This window comes from Streptomyces sp. 12E, from assembly GCF_055633275.1.
Genome location: NZ_JBVNCJ010000001.1, coordinates 1,163,188 through 1,184,849, shown reverse-complemented (window position 1 = coordinate 1,184,849; position 21,662 = coordinate 1,163,188). Strand labels below are relative to the sequence as shown.

Sequence of the window (21,662 nt, the reverse complement as noted above, 5' to 3'; positions counted from 1 at the left end):
CGCGTCACCCACGCGGACGGTTCATCTCAACTTCCCTGTCACTTCGGGTGGTTCACCGTGGCCGGATGGGGCTAGTCCTCCCGGGAGCAGCACGTGCCCCGCCGCACCGGGAGTCCGGGCGGCGGGGCACGCGGTGCCTTCTCAGGCGGGTGAACCGAGCAGGCGGGCGGGTGCCACCCGGTGCGTCAGGACCGGGAGCAGGTCGGTGAACCGGTGCGGGCGGTGAGCCGCGATGCCGGGCGGTGCCGGGGCGAGCGGGACGAGCAGATCGGTGGCGCCCGGGTGCCCGGCGGCGCCGTCCGCGGTGGGGTCGCCGTGCAGCCAGAGCGTCAGCATGTAGAGGCCCGGCACCGAGAGCAGCCGGGGCTGGTACGGCTGTGTCATGGCGTCGGCCTGGCGCAGCGCGAGCTCGGTGGAGGTGATGTAGGGGCCTTCGAAGAAGCGGGAGAACGTCCAGCCGTCGGCGGTGAGCACGGTGTCCGCGGCGGCCACCGCGCGGTCACCGGTGCGGATCAGGAAGCGCCAGCCGGTCAGCCGGGTCGTGGTCCCGCTGTCGGGGGTGGTCCGGTCCAGGACGTGCACGGGAAGGGGCAGCTCGGCCGAGGCGGGCCCCTGGGCGACGAGCAGGGAGGGGGTGCGGGCCTCGCGGACCGCGGTCGGCGACGAGAGCGCGGTCAGGACGGAACGCAGTGCGGGCGCGGGAGCCGGAGGGACATGCAGGGGCATGGTGGGTCGCCTCTCATTCGAAGGCACAGTGGCACGAGGGCGGGGCGTGGCGGGGCGGACGGCGCTGTCAGCTCGCGAAGGCCAGAGAGGCAGGGGCCGGGGGCCGAGCCCGGGGGAACGGGGGTGAGGAGTGCCGCACGCCACCTCCCGGCTGGATCACTCGAACCGCGGGCGCCAACCTTCTGCCTTGTGCGCAAAGTTTATACGACGCGTGTTCAGACTGTGTTTCGGCTAGCTGTTTCCGACCGCCGGAACAAGGGTACTTCTGGCCGGTGAAATGCGAAAATCGTCCCGATTCCAGGCGGGGGGCACGCCGATGACCTCGCAGAATGACCGCGAAGTGGTCGGCCAATTCCCGTCGGCGTTTTTCACGAGTTCGCAACCGACCCGTGAGTCGCCTTCTGTGCCATGCCCCGTGAATGTGCCACTGGTCACATCGACCAGACTAGCGGTCGACGGTGCCCTCCGGGGCGTTATCGATCGCATCGGCGGGGCATCCTTGCCTGTGGACCGGGACCCCGGCGGACGATTTTCGGTCCGCCCGTGCGAGGAAGGACGCTCCGATGGGGGAGAAGGTCGTGGCAGGTCAGTTCGACCTGTCCGATCGCCAGCGCTATCGCGAGAAGCTCCGCAGTTGTCTGACGGGCTTGGAGCGACTCCTGGCGGAGAAGCGGTTCGACCGCCCCAAGAACTTCATGGGGCTGGAGATCGAATTGAATCTCGCGGGTGCCGACGGCATGCCGAGAATGTTGAATGCCCAAGTCCTCGAACGGATCGCCAGCAGGGACTTCCAGACGGAACTCGCCATGTTCAATCTGGAAGTGAACATCGCCCCCCACCGATTGGGCGGGCGGGTATTCGACCGGCTCGACGAGGAACTGCGCACTTCGCTCGCGTACGCCGACCGCAAAGCCGGTGAGGTGGACGCGGGGATCGTGATGATCGGCATCCTGCCGACGCTGGACCGGGACGACCTGGTCTCCTCGAATCTTTCCGACGTCGACCGCTACGCATTGCTCAACGAACAGATCGTGGCCGCGCGCGGCGAGGACTTCACCCTCGACATCGACGGCGTCGAGCGCCTCAGCTGCACCTCCAAGTCCATCGCCCCGGAGGCCGCCTGCACCTCGGTGCAACTGCACCTCCAGGTCACCCCGGAGCGCTTCGCCAGTGTGTGGAACGCGGCCCAGGCCGTCGCCGCCGCCCAGATCGCCGTCGGCGCCAACTCGCCTTTCCTGTTCGGCCGCGAACTGTGGCGCGAGTCCCGGCCCCCGCTGTTCCAGCAGTCCACCGACACCCGCCCGCCCGAGCTCCAGGCCCAGGGCGTCCGGCCGCGTACCTGGTTCGGGGAGCGCTGGGTGACCTCGGCGTTCGACCTGTTCGAGGAGAACCTGCGTTACTACCCGGCCCTCCTGCCCATCTGCGACGACGAGGACCCGCACGAGGTGCTGGACCGGGGCGGAGTCCCCACGCTGGCCGAACTCGTCCTGCACAACGGCACCGTCTACCGCTGGAACCGTCCCGTCTACGGCGTCGTCGACGGCGTCCCCCACCTGCGCGTGGAGAACCGCGTGCTGCCCGCAGGCCCCACCGTCACCGACGTCGTCGCCAACGCGGCCTTCTACTACGGCGTGGTCCGCGCCCTCGCCGAGGACAGCCGGCCGGTGTGGACCCGGCTGCCGTTCGAGGCCGCGGCCGCCAACTTCGACGCCGCCTGCAAGGACGGCATCGACGCCCGCCTCACCTGGCCCCGGCGCGGCCGCCTCGGCGGTCTGGGCGAGGTGGACGCGGTCACCCTCGTACGGGACGAACTGCTGCCGCTCGCCGAGGCCGGGCTGGACGCGTGGGGGATCGAACCCGCCGACCGCGACCGGTACCTCGGGGTGATCGAGGAGCGGTGCCGGCGGAGGGTGAACGGCGCGACCTGGCAGGCCGCGACCTTCCACCGGGCCCTCGACCTGGGCCTCGGCCGGGAGGCCGCCCTGGCCGCCACCACCCTCCGCTACCGGGAGCTGATGCAGCAGGGCGATCCGGTGCACAGCTGGCCGGTGGGACTGCCGGAACCGGTGCCGACGGCCTGACCCCCTCACGGCCCGCCCCCGCACGGCCCCCCGGCCGGGCGTGCGGCCGCTGCCCTCATACTGATCGGACCGATCGGTGATGTGGAGGCAGGCGTGCAGGCGGAGGCGGGCCCGGGGGCCGATTCGTATCCTGAGCGGGGACCCTCGCGGACGACGCTCCGCGACGAGACACTGCTCGTGCTCGCGCTGTCGCTCGGCGCGAGCGGGGTGTCGGCCCTGATCAGCTTCGTCGGCTCGGTCACCGAACCGGGCGGCCTGAAGGACCAGGCGGCCACCCTCAACGCCTCGGCGGCGCCGGGCCGCCCCTGGCTGGACCTGGCCTGGCAGCTCTTCGGGATCACCACGGCTCTCGTCCCCGTCGCGCTGGTCGCGCACTTCCTGCTGCGTGAGGGCGCGGGGCTGCGCACTCTCGGCTTCGACCGCACCCGGCCCTGGTCGGACCTCGGCCGCGGAGCGGCGGTCGCGGCGGTCATCGGCAGCAGCGGCATCGCCTTCTACCTGGCCGCGCGCGGCTTCGGCTTCAACCTCACCGTGGTGCCGGAGGCGCTGCCCGAGGTGTGGTGGAAGTACCCCGTGCTGATCCTCTCGGCGCTGCAGAACTCGATCGTCGAGGAGGTCATCGTCCTCGCCTACCTGCTGCGCCGGCTCGACCGGCTGGGCTGGTCCCCGGGTGCCGCGATGGCGGGCAGCTCGGTGCTGCGCGGTTCGTACCACCTCTACCAGGGCATCGGCGGCTTCATCGGGAACATGGTGATGGGCGTGGTGTTCGTGTACCTCTACCGGCGCTGGGGGCGCGTCGGGCCGTTGGTGGTCGCGCACACGCTGCTCGACATCGGCGCGTTCGTGGGATACGCGCTGCTGGCCGGCAAGGTGGACTGGCTGCCGACGGCGTGAGGCAGCGGCACAGGGGGTCGGACCAGCAGGTCACCCTCGATGACCGTCACGGCCCGGCCGCTCAGCAGGGTGCGCTCGCCGCGCACTTCGGTGCGGACGCGGCCGGAGCGCGGTGAGGCCTGCAGGCCGGTGAGGCCCGAGCGGCCGAGGCGCTCGGACCAGTAGGGAGCCAGAGCGGCGTGCGCGCTGCCGGTGACCGGGTCCTCGTCGATACCGACGTTCGGGAAGAAGCAGCGGGAGACGAAGTCGTAGCCGAGGGCGGGGTTCTCGGCGCGGGCGGTGGCGATGACGCCGCGCTCGGAGTGGGCGGCCAGGACCTTGATGTCGGGCCGCAGGGCGTGGACGGTCCGCTCGTCGGCGACCTCGACGAGCAGGTCCCCGATGTCCGGGCCGGTGTCGAACGCCGTGAGCGGCCGGGCGCCCAGCGCCTCGGCGACGCCCTCGGGAACGTCGACCGCGGTGAGCGGGGCGGTGGGGAGGTCCAGGGTGATGGCGCCGTCCTCACCGGGCGTGGCGATGAGGACGCCGCTGCGGGTGGCGAACCGCACCGGGCCCCGGTGCGCGCCGGTGGTGCGCAGGACGTGCGCGGTGGCCAGCGTCGCGTGGCCGCACATCGCGACCTCGGTGACGGGCGTGAACCAGCGCAGTGCCCAGTCGGCCTCGCCGCCCGCCGGGAGCGGGTGGGCGAAGGCCGTCTCGGCGTGATTGACCTCCAGGGCGACGTTCTGCAGCCAGGGGTCGTCCGGGAAGGCGTCGAGCAGCAGCACTCCGGCGGGGTTGCCGGCGAAGGGCCGGTCGGTGAAGGCGTCGACGATTCGAATCCGCATGGCCTGACCGTACGGGCAGGGTGAGGCCGCGGGCCAATGCCCACGCGCGTGCGGTGGCCTGGTCGCCGGGGCCGCCGGTGGCCAGGCCAGGCGAGGAGCGCGCGAAGGCATCGGCGGCCGGCCGGCCGCGACCCCGAGGGTCCGTGATCGGCCGTGGGTGCCGAAGCCGCTGCGCCCTCGTGCCGTCCGGATCCGGCTGAGCCACTCCGTGCCCGGCAGGCGCCCGTCCGGGAACCGGTCGTCCCGGTCCCGGCGCCACGCTGTGATCATCGCCGGCGCGAGGATCCGGCGCGCGGTACGTCCCGATCGGCATCCGGGTGGTGCTCGCCGACTCCTTCGGGGCGTGGGCGAGGTCGAATGCGGCACCTCGGTGCGCTCGTCGGACGCGCTCCGCGACCGCCGTCCGCACGGAGGGCTCGTCATCGATCACACCGGCACGCTGTCCGTCGGCTGTCCGCGGCAGCAGGTGAACTCAGCCGGGCGCGGGTCCTGCCCGGCCGGACGAGGGATTGCCGGACGAACGGTCACGATATATCGTTGAAGCATCGCGACAGGTCAATGACGGAACGGAGTGGTTGCGATGCGCGCTCATGGTCACGAGCACGGACACGGTCACGGCGGCCCGTACGGCGGCCGGGGCGACTTCGAGCGGCTGCGGGCGGCCTTCGGGCCCTTCGGGCCGGGGGGTCCGGGTGGTCCCGGCGGTCTCTTCGGTCCGGGTTTCGGGCACGGCGGCCCCTGGGGCGGGCGGGGGCGTGGCGGGCCGAGGGGGAGGGCGCGGCGCGGCGACGTACGGGCCTCGATCCTGGCCCTGCTGAAGGACCGTCCGATGCACGGCTACGAGATGATCCAGGAGATCGCCGAGCGCAGCGGCGGGGCGTGGAAGCCCAGCCCCGGCTCGATGTACCCCACCCTTCAGCTGCTGGAGGACGAGGGGCTGATCGTCAGCGAGTCCGAGGGCGGGAAGAAGCTGTTCTCACTCACCGACGCCGGCCGCTCGGCGGCCGGGGAAGGCCCCGAGGCTCCCTGGGAGGAGGCCTCGCGCGGGGTCGACTGGGAGGCGCTGAACGAGATCCGGCAGGCCGGTTTCGGTCTGATGGAGGCCTTCGGGCAGGTCTGGAAGACGGGCAGCGAGGAGCAGCGGGAGAAGGCTCTCGCCGTCATCAACGAGACCCGCAAGAAGCTGTACCTGATCCTCGCGGACGAGGACTGACGGAGTCGGTGAGGACAGGTGGGGGCGCGGCGCGAACCGGCGCGCGCCCCTCGAATGAAAACACCCTGATCTCCTTCGCGAGGAGGAGATTCCGGCCCGGGGCGTCCACTTCCCGCGGGACGCCGGGATGCTTCCCGCCGGGGACGCCCCGGGCCCGCGGGACTGATGGGATGGGGACGTGCAACCCCGTATCCCCCGGCAACAGGCCCAGGAACTCCAGGAGCAGGGCGTCCACCGCGCGGAGAACGATGTCGGGCTCGGCGCCGAGCTGGCAGCGGTGGTGACCGGTGCCCGGCGCAGGGCGGTCCGGGACGGGGACCGCCAGATCGACACCGCCCATCTGCTGCACTCGCTCCTGGAGTCCGACGCAGAGGTGAGAGCCGTCTTCGGCGAAGGGCCCCGGATCGTCCGGCTGCTCGGCTACCTGGTCCAGCGCAGCATCGGCTACGGCCTGCGCTGGCAGGGAGCGGTCGAGGACTCCGGAGGCGTCCCCGTGACGGCCGAGGCCGCGGGCCTCTCGCCGCTGGCCGCGGGCTGCATGGAGGCCGCCCGCGAGCGCGCCGCCCGTCGCGGCCACGGCCCGGCGTGCGGTACGGACCTGCTCGCGGCGATCGTCGTGGACCCGCGGGCGCGTGCCGTCGAGGTCCTCGAACGCGCCGGAATCGATCCCCGTGCACTGTCCGCCCGGCTCGAGGCGCCGTCCAGTCGTTGAGACAGGTGTCATGAGGGGTGACGCTCCTGTCAGGGCCTGACATCATGTGCCGGTGCCTACCTCTGTGATGACCCCGAGCGACCACCGGAAGGGCGTCGGACTCGGCCTCGCGCTGCTGTCCGCGCTGGCCTTCGGGGGGTCCGGTGTGGCGGCCAAGCCGCTGATCGAGGCGGGTCTCGACCCGCTCCACGTCGTGTGGCTGCGGGTGGCGGGCGCGGCGCTCGTCATGCTGCCGCTGGCGGTGCGCCACCGGGGACTCCTGCGCCGCAGGCCCGGACTGCTCGCCGGGTTCGGCCTGTTCGCCGTGGCCGGTGTCCAGGCCTGCTACTTCGCAGCGATCTCCCGCATCCCCGTCGGGGTCGCGCTGTTGGTCGAGTACCTGGCGCCCGCGCTCGTGCTCGGCTGGGTGCGGTTCGTGCAGCGGCGGCCGGTGACCCGGGCCGCCGCGGTCGGCGTGGTCCTGGCGGTGGGCGGACTCGCCTGTGTCGTGGAGGTGTGGGCGGGCCTCGGCTTCGACGCGCTCGGTCTGCTGCTCGCGCTCGGCGCGGCCTGTTGCCAGGTCGGCTACTTCGTCCTGTCCGACCAGGGCAGCGACGGCGAGGAGGTCCCCGATCCGCTCGGGGTGATCGCCTACGGGCTGCTGATCGGCGCCGCCGTCCTGACCGTCGTCGCCCGCCCCTGGTCCATGGAGTGGGCCGTGCTCACCGGCAGCGCGGAGATGGACGGCACCCCGGTCGCCGCCTTCGTGCTGCTGGCCTGGATCGTCCTCGTCGCCACGGTGGCCGCGTACGTCACCGGGGTGGTGTCGGTGCGCCGGCTCTCGCCGCAGGTCGCCGGCGTCGTGGCCTGTCTGGAGGCGGTCATCGCCACCGTCCTCGCCTGGATCCTGCTCGGCGAGCACCTGTCGGCACCGCAGATCGTGGGCGGCGCGGTGGTCCTGACGGGCGCTTTCATCGCCCAGTCATCGGCACCGGCGACGGGCTCGGGGAAGCCCGTGGCGAGCGGCGGACCCGAAAAGGAGTTGTCCACGCCGGGAACGGCCGCCTAGGGTGCCGGTCATGCCTGCGCGCGCACGTGTTCTTCCGCCTCCGGCCGCCTGAGGCGGGCCCTCCGGTACATCCGCCCGGCCGGTCGCCGGGCGGATCGGCGCCGCCCGCGGACGAAGTCCGCGGATCCTGCCGGTCAGGCCCCGCAGGGGCCTGATCCGGGATCCCTTCCCGAACTCCCGCGCCCGCGCAGACGCGCGTGGTGCGCGCATCTGCGGAGAGAACACGTGTCGAACGCCGCCTTGGGCCTGCCCGTCGGGCGAGGCCTCCTCTACCTGATCGTCGCCGGTGCCGCCTGGGGCACCGCGGGGGCCGTCGCGTCACTGGTCTACCGGACCAGCGACATGGGCCCCGTCGCCCTGTCCTTCTGGCGCTGCGCGGCCGGCCTGGTGCTGCTGCTCGCCGCCCGGCCGCTGTCGCGGCGCGCCCGGATCGCCGCCCCCGAGCCGTTCGGCCGGCGCGCGCTGCGGGCCGGAGCCACCGGCATCGGGCTCGCGGTCTTCCAGACCGCCTACTTCGCGGCCGTCTCCGCCACCGGACTCGCCGTGGCCACCGTCGTCACCCTCGGCGCCGGCCCCGTACTGATCGCGCTCGGCGCGCGACTGACCCTGGGGGAGCGCCTCGGGCGCGGCGGACTGGCCGCCGTCGTGGGCGCGCTCGCCGGACTCGTCGTGCTCGTCCTCGGCGGCGGGGGCGCGACCGTGGATCCGCGGGGTGTGCTGCTCGCCCTGCTGTCCGCGGCCGGCTACTCGGCGATGACCCTGCTCACCCGGTGGTGGGGGCGCGGCGGCGCCGTGGACTCCTCAGGCACCACGGTGGGGGCGTTCGCCGTCACCAGCCTGGTGCTGCTGCCCTTCGCCGCGGTCGAAGGGCTGGTGCCGCACACCGACACCCCCGGCGCGCTGCTGTGCCTGCTGGCATATGTCGCCTCCGTGCCGACGGCGCTCGCGTACGGCCTCTACTTCGCCGGCGCGGCCGTCGTGCGGTCGGCCACCGTGTCCGTGATCATGCTGTTGGAGCCGGTGAGCGCGGCGGTGCTCGCGGTCGCCCTGCTCGGGGAGCGGCTCACGACGGCCACCCTGGCCGGCACCCTGCTGATGCTCGGCTCGGTCGCGGGGCTCGCGATGGGCGAGGTGCGGGGCGCGCGGGCCCGTGAGGAGGAGCCGGACACGGTGCCGGTGTGAGGGCGCGGTGACCCGTCCACGAAGGGGGCCCCGGTCCCGGGTCGGACCGGCTGCCGGCGCAGGACGTGCGCGCGTGCCGCCGCGTCATGTGCGCCGTCCCGGTCCGCCGGTCCGGCCGCGATGCGCTCCCGTACCGCTTGCCCGCGTGCGTGGACTTCGCCCGTACACCCGTCACTTCGAGCCGGAGTCCGCGGATCCCGGGCAGCAGCCCGCCGTGCGGGGCCCCGCCCGTCGCCGCCCGCGCGGAGTCGTCCTCCGGCTGGAAGCGGCCGGCCTGGCGGTCGAGGAGCGCGGCCTTCTGCTCCGGGTCGTCCACGAGAGGGGCGCGGCAGCACAGTCGGACGGAGGCGCAGAGGCTCGTCGGGGCACCGGGCTCGGGCGGGGCGCCGGGCCAGGCGGGTGAGCACCTCGCCCCGCGTCGTGGGTGAAGTGCGGGGCTGGACGTGCGGCGGTCCCCCGGCGGACCGCTGACCGCGAGCCGTCCGAAGTCGTGCACGGCCGGCTACCGCTGCCACTCCTCGTCGTCGCGGGGCGCGTCCCGGGGGGTGGACCGGCATCACAGCACCGCCAGGTAGCCGGGCAGTTCGGTGCCGGGCGCCAGGCCCGGGTCGGCGAGCGGGGTGTCGTAGCCCTTGCGCAGCGGGACGACGCCGGCCCAGTGGGGGAGGGAGAGGTCCTCGGGCTCGTCGTTGACGCCGCCGGTGCGGAGCTTGGCGGAGACCTCGTTCAGGTCGAGGCGGATCACCGCCGTGGCGGCCAACTCCTTCTTGCTGGCCGGCCGGGAGTCGGAGGCGCGGCCCGGTACGACGTGATCGACCAGGGCGTCGAGGGCCTGCCGCTTCTCCTCGGGGTCGGTCACGTCGTACGCCGTGCCGTGCACCACCACGGAGCGGTAGTTGATCGAGTGGTGGAAGGCCGAGCGGGCCAGTACCAGCCCGTCGACGTGGGTGACGGTCAGGCAGACCGGGAGGCCGGGGTCGGCCTGGCCCGCCGCGCGCAGCGGGCGCGAGCCGGTCGAGCCGTGGACGTAGAGGCGCTCGCCGACCCGGCCGTACAGCGTGGGCAGCACCACCGGCGCACCGTCCCGGACGAAGCCGAGATGGCACACGTAGCCCTCGTCGAGTATCGCGTGCACCAGCTCCTTGTCGTACGCGGCACGGTCGGGGGAGCGGGTGGGGACGGTGCGCTCGGTGGGCGGGTAGGTGGCGGCGGGCCGCTGCTGCGGGTTCCCCTGCATGGCGCTCTCCATTGTACTAGTGCATAATTGGCTTTGTGCTAGGAGAGTATCGGATCAGTGGACGGCGCGCAGCGGAGATTTCCGCGAGCATCGAGCGCGCGGTGGGGGACGGGGCGTTGCGGCCGGGTGAACCACTGCCGCCCATGCGGGAGTTGGCGGAGCGGCTCGGAGTGAACCCGAACACCGTGGCCGCCGCGTACCGGACCCTGCGCGAGCGCGGGGTCATCGAGACCGCGGGTCGGCGGGGAAGCCGGGTGCGGTCCAAGCCGGCCACCACCACGCGTGAACTCATCCGGGTGGAGGTCCCGCCGGGCGTGCGGAACCTGTCCGAGGGCAACCCGGATCCCGCGCTGCTGCCCGCCCTGGCCGGGGTGTTCGCGGCGGCGGCCGGGGCGGGCGACCGGGAGCCGGTGCTGTACGGGCACGCGCCCGTGGAGCCCGAGCTGGTGCGGCTGGCGCGGGCCGGGCTGGACGCCGACGGCGTTCCCGACGGGCCCGTCGCCGTCACCTCGGGCGCGCTGGACGCGATGGAACGGGTGCTCGTGGCGCACCTCAGACCCGGGGACGCGGTCGCGGTGGAGGATCCGGGGTGGGGGAGTCTGCTGGATCTGGTCCCGGCGCTGGGACTGAGGACCGTCCCCGTCGGGGTCGACGACGAGGGCCCGTCGCCCGACGACGTACGCAAGGCGCTGGCGGACGGGGCGCGGGCCCTGATCGTCACGGACCGGGCGCAGAACCCGACCGGCGCCGCGCTGAGCGCCGCACGCGCGCGTGCGCTGCGCACGGTGCTCGCCGGTCACCCGGAGACGCTGCTCGTCGAGGACGACCACGGGCACCACATCGTCGACCTCCCGCTGCACGCCTTGGCGGGTGCCACCCGTAGCTGGGCCTTCGTGCGCTCGGCGGCCAAGGCGTACGGCCCCGACCTGCGGCTCGCGGTGCTCACCGGGGACGCGGTCACCCTCGACCGGGTGCGCGGACGGCAACGGCTCGGACCGGGCTGGGTGAGCAGGATCGTCCAGCGCGCGGTGGTGCGGCTGTGGAGCGAGGGCGCGGTGGACCCGGCGGCCGTGGCCGCGCGGTACGGGCGGCGCCGGGACGCGCTGATCGGGGCGCTGGCCCGGCGCGGGATCGCGGCGCACGGACGCAGCGGCATGAACGTGTGGGTGCCGGTCCCCGACGAGACCGGCGTCGTCGCCCGCCTGCTGCACGCCGGCTGGGCGGTTGCCCCCGGCGCCCGTTTCCGCATGAACGCGCCGCCGGGCATCCGCGTCACGGTCTCGACGCTCGCCGAGGACGAGATCGAGCCCCTGGCCGAGACGGTCGCGGCGGCGCTCGGCCCGGCCGGGGAGCCGGTGCGGACATATGCCTGAGGCGGGGCGGGCCGCCGGGTGGTGCGGGTGAGGGCCGGGCGGGGTGCTCCGCAGCCCGGCGCCGGCGGGATGCCTCCCCCCTTTCGGCTTCGCTCGAGCGGGAGGTACCCCCACCGCCCGCCCGGGCCGCCCCAGCGGCACGGGCGGGCGCGGTCACGTGGGTCGCCGCCGGGGCTGCGCCGGCTTTCTCGGCCTCACCTGGGTGAGTGCCGCGCCCGCCAGGACGATCGCCGCGCCCACCGGTGTCGACCAGGTCAGCGTCTCGCCGAGGAGGACGATGCCGGCCGCGGCGGCGATCACCGGGACGAAGTAGGTGACCATCTGACCGGTCGTCGGGCCGACCTCGGCGACCAGACCGTACTGGATGAGCACGGCCAGCCCCGTGCCCAGCGTGCCCAACGCGGCGATCGCCAGCAGCGGGCCGACGGCGAGACGGGTCGGCGGGGTGGTGAACAACGGGGTGACGACGGCCAGTTGGGCCGTGGCCAACAGCAGTTGGCCGCCGGTCAGGGACAGGTTCGAGTGGCTGCTGCCCGCCAGGGTGCGGCGGACGTAGATCCAGCCGACGGGGTAGCTCAGCGAGGCCAGCAGGGCCAGCGTCGTGCCGCGCGCGTCCAGGCCCTCGAAGCCCTGCCAGGCGCCCAGCACGGTCAGCACCCCGAGGAAACCGGCGCCGAGCCCCGCCACCCGCACCCGGGTCGGCCGGTCCTCGGACAGTGCCACGAGGGACAGGGCCATGCCCCACAGCGGCGAGGTCGCGTTGCAGATGCCGGCCAGCGTGGACGGGATGGTCAGCTCCGCGAAGGCGAACAGCGAGAACGGCAGGGCGTTCAGCAGGAACCCCGCGACCGCGAGATGACCCCAGGTGCGCGCACCGCGCGGCAGCCCCTCCCGCCGCACCACCATCGCCACCGCCAGGACGGCGGTGCCGAAGGCCAGCCGGCCGAGGGTGACCTGGAAGGGCGCGTAGCCCTGGGTGCCGACCTTGATGAGGAGGAAACTGAACCCCCAGATCAGGGAGAGCGCGCCGAAACGCAGCCGCCAGTCCAGGCGGGGGCGGATGCGTTCCGGCGCAGGGCCGGTCGGGGCCGGCGTGGTGGTGGTCGTGGTGACGCTGCTCATGGACGCAACGATGCGGGACGTCCATCTCGTAGCACAATCGAGATTTCGCACGCGGTATCTCGTAGCATCGCTTACATGTTGAACCTGGAGCGCCTGCGCACCCTCGATGCCCTCGCCCGGCACGGCTCGGTCAGCGGCGCGGCCGAGGGCCTGCACATCACGACCTCGGCCGTCTCGCAGCAGATGTCCAAGCTGGAGCGCGAGGTCGGTCAGCGGCTGCTGGCCAGGAACGGACGCGGGGTCCGGCTCACGGACGCGGGCCGGCTGCTCGCCGAGCACGCGGCGCGCATCCTCTCCCAGGTCGAGCTGGCCCAGTCCGACCTGGAGGCGCAGCGCGGACAGGTCGCCGGCGAACTGCGGGTCTCGGCGTTCCCGACCGCCGCGCGGGGACTGTTCCCGGTGGCCCTGCGGGCCCTGCGCGAGCGGCATCCCGCGCTGCGGGTGCGCTCCCGAGAGCAGGAGCCGGAGCAGGGCGTCCGGGGAGTGGTGCGCGGGGACCTCGATCTCGCGGTGCTGCTCGACTGGTACAACAAGCCGATGCCGCTGCCCGACGGCCTGGTCAAGGCGCCCCTGCTGGACGACCCGGCCGATGTGGCGCTTCCGGCCGGCCACCGGTTCGCCGACCGCGACGAGGTGGACCTCGCCGACTTCGCCGAGGACGAGTGGATCACCTGGGGCGAGGGCGAGTTCTGCCACGAGTGGCTGATGTTCACCCTGCGCTCCAAGGGCATCGAGCCGGTCATCGGCCACCGCGCCGCCGAGAGCCACACCCAGCTGGGCCTGGTCGCCGCGGGGCTCGGCGTCTGCATCGCCCCGCTGCTCGGCCGCGACCCGCTGCCCGACGGGGTGGTGACCGTCCCGCTCCGGCAGCGCGTACGACGGCACGTCTTCGTCGTCTGGCGCGCGGACGCCGACCGCCGCCCGTCGATCCGGGCGGCGGTGCAGGCGCTGCGGGCGGCGGGGGAGCGGGTCGGGGAAGGCACGGAGAACGCAGAGACCGCAGAGAACGCAGAGAACGCAGAGAACTAGGACAGCGTCGACAGCTTCCTGAAGTCCCAGGACACGACCTTCTCCGGGGTCAGGCGCAGCCAGGCGTGCCGGCCGTCGTGCGGCATCTCGTCCAGGCCGAAGTTCTTGCGGGCGAACAAGGTCTCCGGCACGTCGAGTTCCGCGTGCGGTTCGCCGGTGCGCGGGATCTCGCCCACGCATTCCACCCGCCCGGACAGCTCCGCGCCGCGCAGCTCGTCGTACTCCTCGCCCGTGTCGACCACGATCGCCACCCGCGGGTCCCGCCGCAGATCCGCCCAGCGTCTGCTGCGCACCACGGAGTACAGCCACAGCGAGGTGCCGTCCCAGGCGAACCAGAGCGTGCTGACGTGCGGTGCGCCGTCGGCGGACACCGTGGCGACCCGGCAGGTGCGCTGGACGGTGAGGAAGTCGTCCAGCTCACCGGGCGTCATCATGATCTTCCGGCCCCGGCGCTGCGTGGCGGTCATACGGCCCTTTCGTCTCTCGTGTCGTGCCCGGTGCCGGCGGCTCAGGCGAGGGTGATCGAGTCCCCGCTCACCGTGATCTCCACGGCGGGCAGCGGCTTGGTCGCCGGACCGCTCTGCACACTGCCGTCGGTGATGGAGAAGTTGCTGTTGTGACAGGGGCAGTTGATGACCCCGTCGGCGATGCTCTTCACCGCGCACCCCTGGTGGGTGCAGGTCGCCGAGAACGCCTTGAACTCGCCCGCCGTCGGCTGGGTGACGACCACTTCACGGTCGGCGAAGACCTTTCCGCCGCCCTCGGGGATGTCGGCGGTCGAGGCGAGCGGGTCGGCCCCGGCGTTGTCACCGCCGCCCGGCCCTCCGCCGCTGGTGCCGCCCTCGTCCGACGGGCCGCCGGCGGAGCCGGAGCCCACGGAGGAGCCCGGCGCGTCGTCGTCGGAGCCTCCGCACGCGGTCAGCGCGACGGCGAGGCCCGCCGCTCCGGCCGCCGCCACGACGGTCCGGCGGGTGGGTCCCGTAGGGGAGGACGTGAACGATGCGCTGGTCATACCGGTGTTCCTTCCGGGGATGTGTGATCTGTCGAGAGGTACGGTCAGCGGGCCCGCGCCGTTCATGCGATGCCGAGAGCCTGACCTGTCCGCGGTCGGACGGGCGTAAACCACGGCTGTCGTTTCGCTGTCGGCCGCGGGCCGTCCCTCCCGGGCCGCCTCCGACGCGCAAAGACGCGCCAGTAGCCTGGTGCGATGCTCAAGGAAGTCACCGCGACCCGTTTCATCGCGCCGCTGCGCGAGGGCGGCTCGCTGCCGGGACTGATCGAGGCCGACGACCTCGACACCTACGTGCTGAAGTTCACCGGCGCCGGACAGGGGCGCAAGACGCTGGTCGCCGAGGTCGTCTGCGGGGAGCTCGCCCGCCGGCTGGGACTGAGGGTTCCCCGCCTGGTCACCGTCGAGCTCGACCCCGTGCTGGGGCTCGGCGAGCCCGAGCAGGAGGTGCAGCAGCTGCTGAAGTCCAGCGGTGGCACCAACCTCGGCATGGGCTTCCTCTCCGGCGCCCTCGGCTTCGACCCGCTCGCCTTCGAAGTGAGCCCCGAGGAGGCCGGGAGGATCGTCTGGTTCGACGCGCTGGTGAACAACGTCGACCGCTCCTGGCGCAACCCCAACATGCTGCGCCGGCACGGCGAACTGTGGCTCATCGACCACGGCGCGACCATGATCTGGCATCACCACTGGCCCGGCGCGGCGGCCTCCGCCGCCCGCCCCTACGACGCCTCCGACCACGCCCTGAAGCCGTTCGCGCCGGACATCGCGTCCGCCGCGGCCCGGCTCGCGCCTCAGGTCACCGAGGAACTGCTCGCCGAGGTCACCGCGGAGATCCCCGACCCCTGGCTGACCGGCGAGCCCGGTTTCGACACCCCGGACGCACTCCGGTCGGCCTACGCGCGGCCGCTGATCGCCCGCGCGGCCACCGTCCACCAGCACATCCAGGGCCTCCAGGGGGACCAGTGAGCGACCGGCACGTCTTCGAGTACGCGCTGCTGCGGGTCGTACCGCGCATCGAACGAGGTGAGTGCGTCAACGCCGGGGTGCTCGTGTACTGCCGCCCCAAGTCGTTCGTCGCGGCCCGCACCCATCTCGACGAGGCGCGGCTGCTGGCCCTCGACCCGGAGGCCGACCTGCCCGGCGTGCGGGCCGCGCTGCGCGCCGTCGAAGGCGTCTGTGCGGGCGGGGACGCGGCCGGGCAGGCGGCGAGGGACGACGCCGGGCGGCGCTTCCGCTGGCTGATCGCTCCCCGGTCCACCATCGTCCAGCCCGGCCCCGTGCACACCGGGCTCACCGCCGATCCGGCGGCGGAGGTGGAACGACTGCTCGACCTGCTCGTGCGCTGACGGCCGCCGGACCTGACACGGGCGTGGGCGGCTGCGGGCGGTCCGCGGCCGCGACCGGCCGCCCGCAGCCGCCCACGCCCGTCAGGCCCGGCGGCGTTTCACCAGGTAACCGGCCGCGGCCACGGCACCCGTCGCGAACGTCGCGCCGATGCCCAGGTCCCAGCCGCTGGGCCCGGACCCCGACGAGCCGCCCAGGCCGCCCTGCACGCCGCGCGTCGGCGCGACGGAGGTGGGGGCCGCGGGCACGGTCCGTGCCGTCGGCGCGGAGGTGGGGGTCGCGGTCCGGGTGGGCGCGAGGGCCGTGGGCGCCGGTGACCGGGTGGGCGGAGCGGTCGACGGCGACGGCGGCCGGGCCGGCGCCGGGGCGGAGGGGGCCGGACGGAAGGTGGGCGAGATGAGACCGCGCCTGGGCAGCGCCTCGCAGGCCACTCCGTCGTCCGGGCCCGGGTCCTCGTCGAGCCGGTGCGGATCGTTCCGGTCCGTGTCGAAGAAAGCCTGCGCGTCCTCCTGGTAGGTGAAGTCGCCGCAGTCCAGGTCCTGGGCGTGAGCGGGATCGGCCAGCGGCACGATCGCGGCGAGCGCGATCAGCGTGCCCATGACACCGGTGCGACGGTGCACGGAGGGCCTCCTTTCCGGTCGCGGGTGGCTCGTGCTTCGACGCTAGGGGCCGTCCGGCGCGAGGGCGCGCAGCACTGATCCGATCGGGTGCTCCACGCGGGCGCCGGGCGCGAGAGGGCCACGGCAGGCGGAAGGGGCCCCGGCGCGGGGAATGGATCACACGCGTGCGATGTGCCGTTGACACCGGGTGCCAGGGCTTCTAGCGTCACGTCTGCTGAAGGTACTAAGCGGTCGCTCACCGATTCCGGTCCGGCCGCAGGAGCCGCATCCCAAGCGCGAGGAGAAGCAGCAATGTCCACCACTGAGCAGCGGGTCGCGGTCGTCACCGGCGCCGCGCGCGGCATCGGCGCCGCCACCGCCGTACGACTGGCCGCCGAGGGCCGCGCGGTCGCCGTGCTCGACCTCGACGAGGCCGCCTGCAAGGACACCGTCGAGAAGATCACCGCCGCCGGCGGCAAGGCGATCGCAGTCGGCTGCGACGTTTCCGACGAGGCGCAGGTCGAAGCGGCCGTCGCGCGGATCGCCGAGGAGCTGGGCGCGCCCACGATCCTCGTCAACAACGCGGGCGTGCTGCGTGACAACCTGCTGTTCAAGATGAGCGTCTCCGACTGGGACACCGTCATGAACGTGCATCTGCGCGGCGCCTTCCTGATGTCCAGGGCCTGCCAGAAGCACATGGTGGATGCGGGCTTCGGCCGCATCGTCAACCTGTCCTCCTCCTCCGCGCTCGGCAACCGGGGCCAGGTCAACTACTCGGCGGCCAAGGCCGGCCTCCAGGGCTTCACCAAGACCCTCGCCAAGGAGCTCGGCAAGTTCGGCGTGACCGCCAACGCCGTCGCCCCCGGCTTCATCGCCACCGAGATGACCAAGGCCACCGCCGACCGCGTCGGCATGGGCTTCGACGACTTCAAGGCCGCCGCCGCCACCCAGATCCCGGTCGCCCGCGTCGGCGAGCCCGAGGACATCGCCAACGCGATCGCCTTCTTCACCGGCGAGGCGGCCGGCTTCGTCTCCGGCCAGGTGCTGTACGTCGCCGGCGGACCGCTCGACTAGGAAGACCGGGAACATGACTGCTGTGGAACTCTCGGGCAAGGTCGCCCTGATCACCGGCGCCAGCCGCGGCATCGGCTACGGCGTCGCCGAGGCCCTCGTCGCGCGCGGCGACCGGGTCTGCATCACCGGCCGGGGCGAGGACGCCCTCAAGGAGGCCGTCGAGAAGCTCGGTCCCGACCGGGCCGTGTACGTCGCCGGCAAGGCGCACGACGAGGCCCACCAGGCCCTCGCCGTCGAGCGTGCCATGGAGGCCTTCGGCCGCGTCGACTACCTGGTCAACAACGCCGGCACCAACCCGGTGTTCGGGCCGATCGCCGATCTCGACCTGAACGTGGCGCGCAAGGTGTTCGAGACCAACGTGATCTCGGCGCTGGGCTTCGCGCAGAAGACCTGGCACGCCTGGCAGAAGGACAACGGCGGCGCCATCGTCAACATCGCCTCCGTCGCGGGCCTCGCGCCCTCGCCGTTCATCGCCGCCTACGGCGTCAGCAAGGCCGCGCTGATCAACCTGACCCAGCAGCTGGCGCACGAGTTCGCGCCCGGGGTGCGGGTCAACGCCATCGCCCCGGCCGTGGTGAAGACCAAGTTCGCGCAGGCGCTGTACGAGGGCCGGGAGGCGGAGGCCGCCGCGGGCTACCCGCTGGGCCGGCTCGGCGTGCCCTCCGACATCGGCGGTGCCGCCGCGTTCCTCACCTCGGACCAGTCGGACTGGGTCACCGGCCAGACCCTGGTCGTCGACGGCGGCGTCTTCCTGAACGCCGGCGTCAGCTGACCCGCGGTGCGACGGGAGCGCCGCGAGGGACGGTCCCGCGTGCCGCGCGGGTGACGTGATCGTCCGCGCGGGGCCTCCGTTCCGGCGATCCGACACGGGCGTCCGTTGACGAAAACGGCGCCCGTGTCGGCGTATCGGGGCCGCGACGGTGCGTGACAACGTAGTCATCGGGGAGTTGATCTCAAGGGCCGCACAGAGGGGGGTCAACGGGGCGAGCACTGCGGTATGGTCTGCCGACTCTTGGGACGGCGGATCGAGGAGCGTGCGCGTGTTCAACCGGAACCGATGCCTGCGGCGGGTGGCGGCCATCGCGTCCATATCGTCCTTGGTGACCGGATGCGGCATCCTGTCGTCCGACGCCTCGGACGACGAGGGCCCCATCGTCGTGGGAACCACCAGCTCGCCCAGCACGCTGGATCCCGCCGCCTCCTGGGACAGCTCCTGGGAGCTCTTCCGCAACATCTACCAGACCCTGCTGAGTTACCCGGTCGGCGCGTCCACCCCCCAGCCGGACGCCGCCAGGAGCTGCGGGTTCTCCGACGGTTCCAACCAGGTGTTCCGCTGCGAGCTGCGCGAGGGGATGACGTTCTCCGACGGCAGCACCCTCGACGCCGAGGCCGTCAAGCACTCCATCGACCGGATCCGGCGGATCAACGTCAACGGCGGTCCGGCCGGTCTGCTGGGCAGCCTCGAACGGGTGCAGGCGCCCAGTGAGCGCGAGGTCGTCTTCCACCTCAACAAGCCGGACGCCACCTTCCCGTTCGTGCTCGCCACCCCTGCGATGTCCATCGTCGCCCCCGGCGCCTACCCGGCCGACGCCCTGCGCGAGGACGACGGCGTCGTCGGCTCGGGCCCCTACGCCCTCCGGTCGTACAAGGAGGGCGAGGAGGCCGAACTCACCCGCAACGACCGCTACGAGGGCTTCGCCGAACGCCGGAACGACGCGGTGACCATCCGCTACTTCCAGGACTCCGGCACCATGGTCAAGGCGTTGCGGGACGACCGGATCGACCTGACCTACCGCGGTCTGGCGGCGGGCGACATCATCGGTCTGCAGGGCAGGACCTCCAAGGAGGAGGAGCTCCAGCTGATCGACGGCACCGGGACGGACATCAACTACCTGGTGTTCAACCCGAAGGACCCGTGGGCCGGCAAGAAGGAGGTGCGCCGGGCCGTCGCCCAGGTCGTCGACCGCGCGGCGATCGCGCACAAGGTCTACAAGGACACCGTCGACCCGCTGTACTCCATGGTCCCCAAGGGCCTGACCGGGCACACCACCGGCTTCTTCGACGACTACGGCGAGCCCAGCGCGTCCAAGGCCCGGCGGATCCTCACCGGGGCCGGGATCACCGAGCCGGTCCCGCTGACCCTCTGGTACACCACGGACCGCTACGGCTCCGAGACCGCGCTGGAGTTCAAGGAGCTCGAGCGGCAGCTGGAGGCGTCGAAGCTGTTCGACATCACGCTCAAGAGCCGCCCCTGGAAGACGTACGTCGAGGGCTACCAGAAGGGCGAGTACCCGGTGTTCGGGCGCGGCTGGTTCCCCGACTTCCCGGACGCGGACAACTTCATCGCCCCGTTCGTCGGCAAGCAGAACGCGCTCGGCACGCCCTACGAGGCGACCGAGATCACGACCGAGCTGCTGCCCAGCTCCCGCCGGGAGAGCGACCGCGGCAACGTGGTGAAGCAGTTCGAGGAGGCCCAACGGATCCTCGTCGACGACGCGCGGCTGCTGCCGCTGTGGCAGGGCCGGCAGCACGTGGCGGCGAGCCGGGACATCTCGGGCGCGGAGCGGGCGCTGGACCCGTCCACGATCATGATGGTCTGGGAACTCTCCCGGAAGACCAGCTGGTAGAACCGGACACGACCGTCCGCCGTCCGCCGGGCCGGTTGTCAGTGGCCGCCTGTAGGTTCTGTGTCCTGGAAGCGACCGCACACGTAAGGACATCGACGTGACCGACATCGCCATGCTGCCCGAGTCCTGGCGCGGGGTTCTGGGCGACGAGCTGCAGCAGCCCTACTTCGAGGAGCTGACCGCGTTCGTCGAGGAGGAGCGGGCGAACGGTCCGGTCTACCCGCCCCGCGAGGAGGTCTTCGCGGCGCTGGACGCCACGCCGTACGACAAGGTGAAGGTCCTGATCCTGGGTCAGGACCCCTACCACGGCGAGGGCCAGGGACACGGCCTGTGCTTCTCCGTCCGCCCGGGAGTGAGGATCCCCCCGTCCCTGCGCAACATCTACAAGGAGATGCACGCCGAGCTGGGCACGCCCGTCCCGGACAACGGCTATCTGATGCCGTGGGCCGAACAGGGCGTGCTGCTGCTCAACGCGGTGCTCACGGTCCGCGCCGGTGAGGCCAACTCCCACAAGGGCCGCGGCTGGGAGCGCTTCACCGACGCGGTGATCCGCGCGGTGGCGGACCGCCCCGACCCGGCGGTCTTCGTGCTGTGGGGCAACTACGCGCAGAAGAAGCTGCCGCTGATCGACGAGAGCCGGCACGTGGTGGTCAAGGGGGCGCACCCCTCGCCGCTGTCCGCGAAGAAGTTCTTCGGGTCCAGGCCGTTCACACAGATCAACGAGGCGGTGGCCGCGCAGGGCCACGAGCCGATCGACTGGACCGTCCCGAACCTGGGGTGACGCCGCCCCGCCGGGTGCGGGGCCGTTCCACCGGCCCCGCGCCCGGCCCGCTCGAGGTACCACGGAGCGGCTTGCCCCGTATCGCCCCGGCCTGCGATTAGCGTCGGGGGTGACAGCCGGCGAGCGGTGCGGAGGACGTGGTGACGGAGGCACGGGAGCAGTCGGCGTCGAACGCCGTGCTCACACGGATCGGCCAGGTCGTGATGCTGCACCACGCGGGGGACCGCGAGGAGGCCCGGCACCGGCTGCTCGGCCTGTGGGCGGAGGTCGGCGAGCACGGGGACCCGCTGCACCGCTGCACGCTGGCCCACTACCTCGCCGACACGCAGGACGACCCCGAGGACGAACTGGCCTGGGACCTGCGGGCGCTGACGGCGGCCGAGGAGGTCGCGGACCGCGTCGGCGCGTACGGGGAATCCCTCGCCGTGCGCGCGCTCTACCCGTCCCCGCAGCTGAACCTGGCCGCCGACTACGCCCGCCTCGGCCGCCCCGACGCCGCCCGCGCCCACCTCCACCGGGCCCGGGGCGCGGCCCGCGCGCTGGCCGACGACCGCTACGGCGAGGGCGTACGGTCCGCCATCCGGCGGCTGGAGATCCGGCTGGACGAGGACCAGGCGCCCGAGGGCTGGGGGCCGCCGGGACCACGTTCCTAGGAGCCCGGCGTCCGTGACGCTCGGGAACGCTCGGGCCGGTTCACCCCCCGTACGTCTTCCTGCAGATGACCGCCTCCGGGCTGCCCGGGCGCCAGCCGCCGTACTGTCTGCCCAGCGCGCACACGTCCGCTCCG

The 21,662-nt window shown here is 73.0% G+C and carries 21 protein-coding genes and 1 pseudogene; 15 read left to right on the top strand and 7 right to left on the bottom strand.

Annotation, left to right across the window (positions count from 1 at the left end):
* Nucleotides 1–141: 141 nt before the first annotated feature.
* The gene (locus ACZ8ZB_RS05590; RefSeq protein ID WP_470736602.1) at nt 142–726 is read right to left on the bottom strand and encodes a hypothetical protein; all 585 of its coding nucleotides are present in this window, start codon (nt 724–726) and stop codon (nt 142–144) included.
* 563 nt (nt 727–1,289) lie between these two features.
* Here ACZ8ZB_RS05590 and ACZ8ZB_RS05585 point away from each other — a divergent pair.
* Complete coding sequence (locus ACZ8ZB_RS05585) at nt 1,290–2,807, top strand: glutamate-cysteine ligase family protein (protein WP_470736601.1); 1,518 nt, start codon at nt 1,290–1,292, stop codon at nt 2,805–2,807.
* Nucleotides 2,808–2,900: 93 nt separating this feature from the next.
* Nucleotides 2,901–3,701: a CPBP family intramembrane glutamic endopeptidase gene (locus tag ACZ8ZB_RS05580; RefSeq protein ID WP_470736600.1), complete on the top strand. Its 801-nt coding sequence runs from the start codon at nt 2,901–2,903 to the stop codon at nt 3,699–3,701.
* A 20-nt stretch (nt 3,702–3,721) separates the two neighbouring features.
* Here the strand turns inward: ACZ8ZB_RS05580 and ACZ8ZB_RS05575 are convergent.
* Nucleotides 3,722–4,528 (bottom strand): annotated as a pseudogene (locus ACZ8ZB_RS05575) (PhzF family phenazine biosynthesis protein); the annotation flags it as partial.
* A 580-nt stretch (nt 4,529–5,108) separates the two neighbouring features.
* On the opposite strand from ACZ8ZB_RS05575, the gene ACZ8ZB_RS05570 reads away from it, so the two are divergent.
* The 4 genes from ACZ8ZB_RS05570 (at nt 5,109) to ACZ8ZB_RS05555 (ending at nt 8,683) form a co-directional block, all read left to right on the top strand.
* Nucleotides 5,109–5,741, top strand: a complete 633-nt coding sequence (locus ACZ8ZB_RS05570) for a PadR family transcriptional regulator (RefSeq protein WP_470736599.1) — start codon at nt 5,109–5,111, stop codon at nt 5,739–5,741.
* A 178-nt stretch (nt 5,742–5,919) separates the two neighbouring features.
* Nucleotides 5,920–6,453, top strand: coding sequence for a Clp protease N-terminal domain-containing protein (locus tag ACZ8ZB_RS05565; protein WP_470736598.1), 534 nt, complete (start codon nt 5,920–5,922; stop codon nt 6,451–6,453).
* Nucleotides 6,454–6,520: 67 nt separating this feature from the next.
* The gene (locus tag ACZ8ZB_RS05560; RefSeq protein ID WP_470741425.1) at nt 6,521–7,501 is read left to right on the top strand and encodes an EamA family transporter; all 981 of its coding nucleotides are present in this window, start codon (nt 6,521–6,523) and stop codon (nt 7,499–7,501) included.
* 225 nt (nt 7,502–7,726) lie between these two features.
* Nucleotides 7,727–8,683: a DMT family transporter gene (locus ACZ8ZB_RS05555; protein WP_470736597.1), complete on the top strand. Its 957-nt coding sequence runs from the start codon at nt 7,727–7,729 to the stop codon at nt 8,681–8,683.
* Between the two features lie 556 nt (nt 8,684–9,239).
* On the opposite strand, the gene ACZ8ZB_RS05550 is transcribed toward ACZ8ZB_RS05555, so the two are convergent.
* Complete coding sequence (locus ACZ8ZB_RS05550; RefSeq protein WP_470736596.1) at nt 9,240–9,920, bottom strand: pyridoxamine 5'-phosphate oxidase family protein; 681 nt, start codon at nt 9,918–9,920, stop codon at nt 9,240–9,242.
* 35 nt (nt 9,921–9,955) lie between these two features.
* Here ACZ8ZB_RS05550 and ACZ8ZB_RS05545 point away from each other — a divergent pair, with 35 nt between their 5' ends.
* Complete coding sequence (locus ACZ8ZB_RS05545) at nt 9,956–11,293, top strand: aminotransferase class I/II-fold pyridoxal phosphate-dependent enzyme (RefSeq protein WP_470736595.1); 1,338 nt, start codon at nt 9,956–9,958, stop codon at nt 11,291–11,293.
* 153 nt (nt 11,294–11,446) lie between these two features.
* On the opposite strand, the gene ACZ8ZB_RS05540 is transcribed toward ACZ8ZB_RS05545, so the two are convergent.
* A complete protein-coding gene (locus ACZ8ZB_RS05540; RefSeq protein WP_470736594.1) occupies nt 11,447–12,415 on the bottom strand; it encodes a DMT family transporter in 969 nt (322 codons plus the stop codon).
* Between the two features lie 75 nt (nt 12,416–12,490).
* Between ACZ8ZB_RS05540 and ACZ8ZB_RS05535 the strand changes: the two genes are divergently transcribed.
* Entirely contained in the window at nt 12,491–13,444 is a 954-nt protein-coding gene (locus ACZ8ZB_RS05535; RefSeq protein ID WP_470736593.1) for a LysR family transcriptional regulator, read from the top strand.
* On the opposite strand, the gene ACZ8ZB_RS05530 is transcribed toward ACZ8ZB_RS05535, so the two are convergent.
* Both ACZ8ZB_RS05530 and ACZ8ZB_RS05525 read right to left on the bottom strand, forming a co-directional pair.
* The gene (locus ACZ8ZB_RS05530; RefSeq protein ID WP_470736592.1) at nt 13,441–13,911 is read right to left on the bottom strand and encodes a pyridoxamine 5'-phosphate oxidase family protein; all 471 of its coding nucleotides are present in this window, start codon (nt 13,909–13,911) and stop codon (nt 13,441–13,443) included. The genes ACZ8ZB_RS05535 and ACZ8ZB_RS05530 overlap by 4 nt on opposite strands.
* Nucleotides 13,912–13,952: 41 nt before the next feature.
* Nucleotides 13,953–14,456 (bottom strand): Rieske (2Fe-2S) protein, encoded by a 504-nt coding sequence (locus ACZ8ZB_RS05525; protein ID WP_470736591.1) that lies wholly within the window; start codon nt 14,454–14,456, stop codon nt 13,953–13,955.
* Between the two features lie 195 nt (nt 14,457–14,651).
* Between ACZ8ZB_RS05525 and ACZ8ZB_RS05520 the strand changes: the two genes are divergently transcribed.
* Together ACZ8ZB_RS05520 and ACZ8ZB_RS05515 are read left to right on the top strand one after the other, a co-directional pair.
* Nucleotides 14,652–15,416 (top strand): HipA family kinase, encoded by a 765-nt coding sequence (locus tag ACZ8ZB_RS05520; protein ID WP_470736590.1) that lies wholly within the window; start codon nt 14,652–14,654, stop codon nt 15,414–15,416.
* A complete protein-coding gene (locus ACZ8ZB_RS05515) occupies nt 15,413–15,796 on the top strand; it encodes a DUF3037 domain-containing protein (RefSeq protein WP_381226355.1) in 384 nt (127 codons plus the stop codon). The genes ACZ8ZB_RS05520 and ACZ8ZB_RS05515 overlap by 4 nt, the downstream gene beginning before the upstream one ends.
* An 81-nt stretch (nt 15,797–15,877) precedes the next feature.
* Here the strand turns inward: ACZ8ZB_RS05515 and ACZ8ZB_RS05510 are convergent, their stop codons facing one another.
* A complete protein-coding gene (locus ACZ8ZB_RS05510) occupies nt 15,878–16,414 on the bottom strand; it encodes an excalibur calcium-binding protein (protein ID WP_470736589.1) in 537 nt (178 codons plus the stop codon).
* 291 nt (nt 16,415–16,705) lie between these two features.
* On the opposite strand from ACZ8ZB_RS05510, the gene fabG reads away from it, so the two are divergent.
* The 5 genes from fabG (at nt 16,706) to ACZ8ZB_RS05485 (ending at nt 21,528) form a co-directional block, all read left to right on the top strand.
* Nucleotides 16,706–17,467 (top strand): 3-oxoacyl-ACP reductase FabG, encoded by a 762-nt coding sequence (gene fabG, locus ACZ8ZB_RS05505; protein WP_470736588.1) that lies wholly within the window; start codon nt 16,706–16,708, stop codon nt 17,465–17,467.
* 13 nt (nt 17,468–17,480) lie between these two features.
* A complete protein-coding gene (locus tag ACZ8ZB_RS05500; protein ID WP_470736587.1) occupies nt 17,481–18,239 on the top strand; it encodes an SDR family oxidoreductase in 759 nt (252 codons plus the stop codon).
* Between the two features lie 268 nt (nt 18,240–18,507).
* A complete protein-coding gene (locus ACZ8ZB_RS05495) occupies nt 18,508–20,094 on the top strand; it encodes an ABC transporter substrate-binding protein (protein WP_470736586.1) in 1,587 nt (528 codons plus the stop codon).
* A gap of 97 nt (nt 20,095–20,191) precedes the next feature.
* A complete protein-coding gene (gene ung, locus ACZ8ZB_RS05490; protein WP_470736585.1) occupies nt 20,192–20,875 on the top strand; it encodes a uracil-DNA glycosylase in 684 nt (227 codons plus the stop codon).
* Nucleotides 20,876–21,015: 140 nt separating this feature from the next.
* Nucleotides 21,016–21,528 carry a hypothetical protein gene (locus ACZ8ZB_RS05485; protein WP_470736584.1) on the top strand — a complete coding sequence of 171 codons (513 nt, stop codon included), beginning with the start codon at nt 21,016–21,018 and terminating at the stop codon, nt 21,526–21,528.
* Nucleotides 21,529–21,662: the final 134 nt, after the last annotated feature.

Bases quoted from the DNA above. Each gene is read 5' to 3' on its own strand.
- ACZ8ZB_RS05550 (WP_470736596.1), bottom strand. From the start codon at position 9,920: ATGCAGGGGAACCCGCAGCAGCGGCCCGCCGCCACCTACCCGCCCACC.
- ACZ8ZB_RS05500 (WP_470736587.1), top strand. From the start codon at position 17,481: ATGACTGCTGTGGAACTCTCGGGCAAGGTCGCCCTGATCACCGGCGCC.
- ACZ8ZB_RS05540 (WP_470736594.1), bottom strand. From the start codon at position 12,415: ATGAGCAGCGTCACCACGACCACCACCACGCCGGCCCCGACCGGCCCT.
- ACZ8ZB_RS05535 (WP_470736593.1), top strand. From the start codon at position 12,491: ATGTTGAACCTGGAGCGCCTGCGCACCCTCGATGCCCTCGCCCGGCAC.
- ACZ8ZB_RS05570 (WP_470736599.1), top strand. From the start codon at position 5,109: ATGCGCGCTCATGGTCACGAGCACGGACACGGTCACGGCGGCCCGTAC.
- ACZ8ZB_RS05585 (WP_470736601.1), top strand. From the start codon at position 1,290: ATGGGGGAGAAGGTCGTGGCAGGTCAGTTCGACCTGTCCGATCGCCAG.
- fabG (WP_470736588.1), top strand. From the start codon at position 16,706: ATGTCCACCACTGAGCAGCGGGTCGCGGTCGTCACCGGCGCCGCGCGC.
- ACZ8ZB_RS05560 (WP_470741425.1), top strand. From the start codon at position 6,521: ATGACCCCGAGCGACCACCGGAAGGGCGTCGGACTCGGCCTCGCGCTG.
- ACZ8ZB_RS05530 (WP_470736592.1), bottom strand. From the start codon at position 13,911: ATGACCGCCACGCAGCGCCGGGGCCGGAAGATCATGATGACGCCCGGT.
- ACZ8ZB_RS05520 (WP_470736590.1), top strand. From the start codon at position 14,652: ATGCTCAAGGAAGTCACCGCGACCCGTTTCATCGCGCCGCTGCGCGAG.
- ACZ8ZB_RS05525 (WP_470736591.1), bottom strand. From the start codon at position 14,456: ATGACCAGCGCATCGTTCACGTCCTCCCCTACGGGACCCACCCGCCGG.
- ACZ8ZB_RS05590 (WP_470736602.1), bottom strand. From the start codon at position 726: ATGCCCCTGCATGTCCCTCCGGCTCCCGCGCCCGCACTGCGTTCCGTC.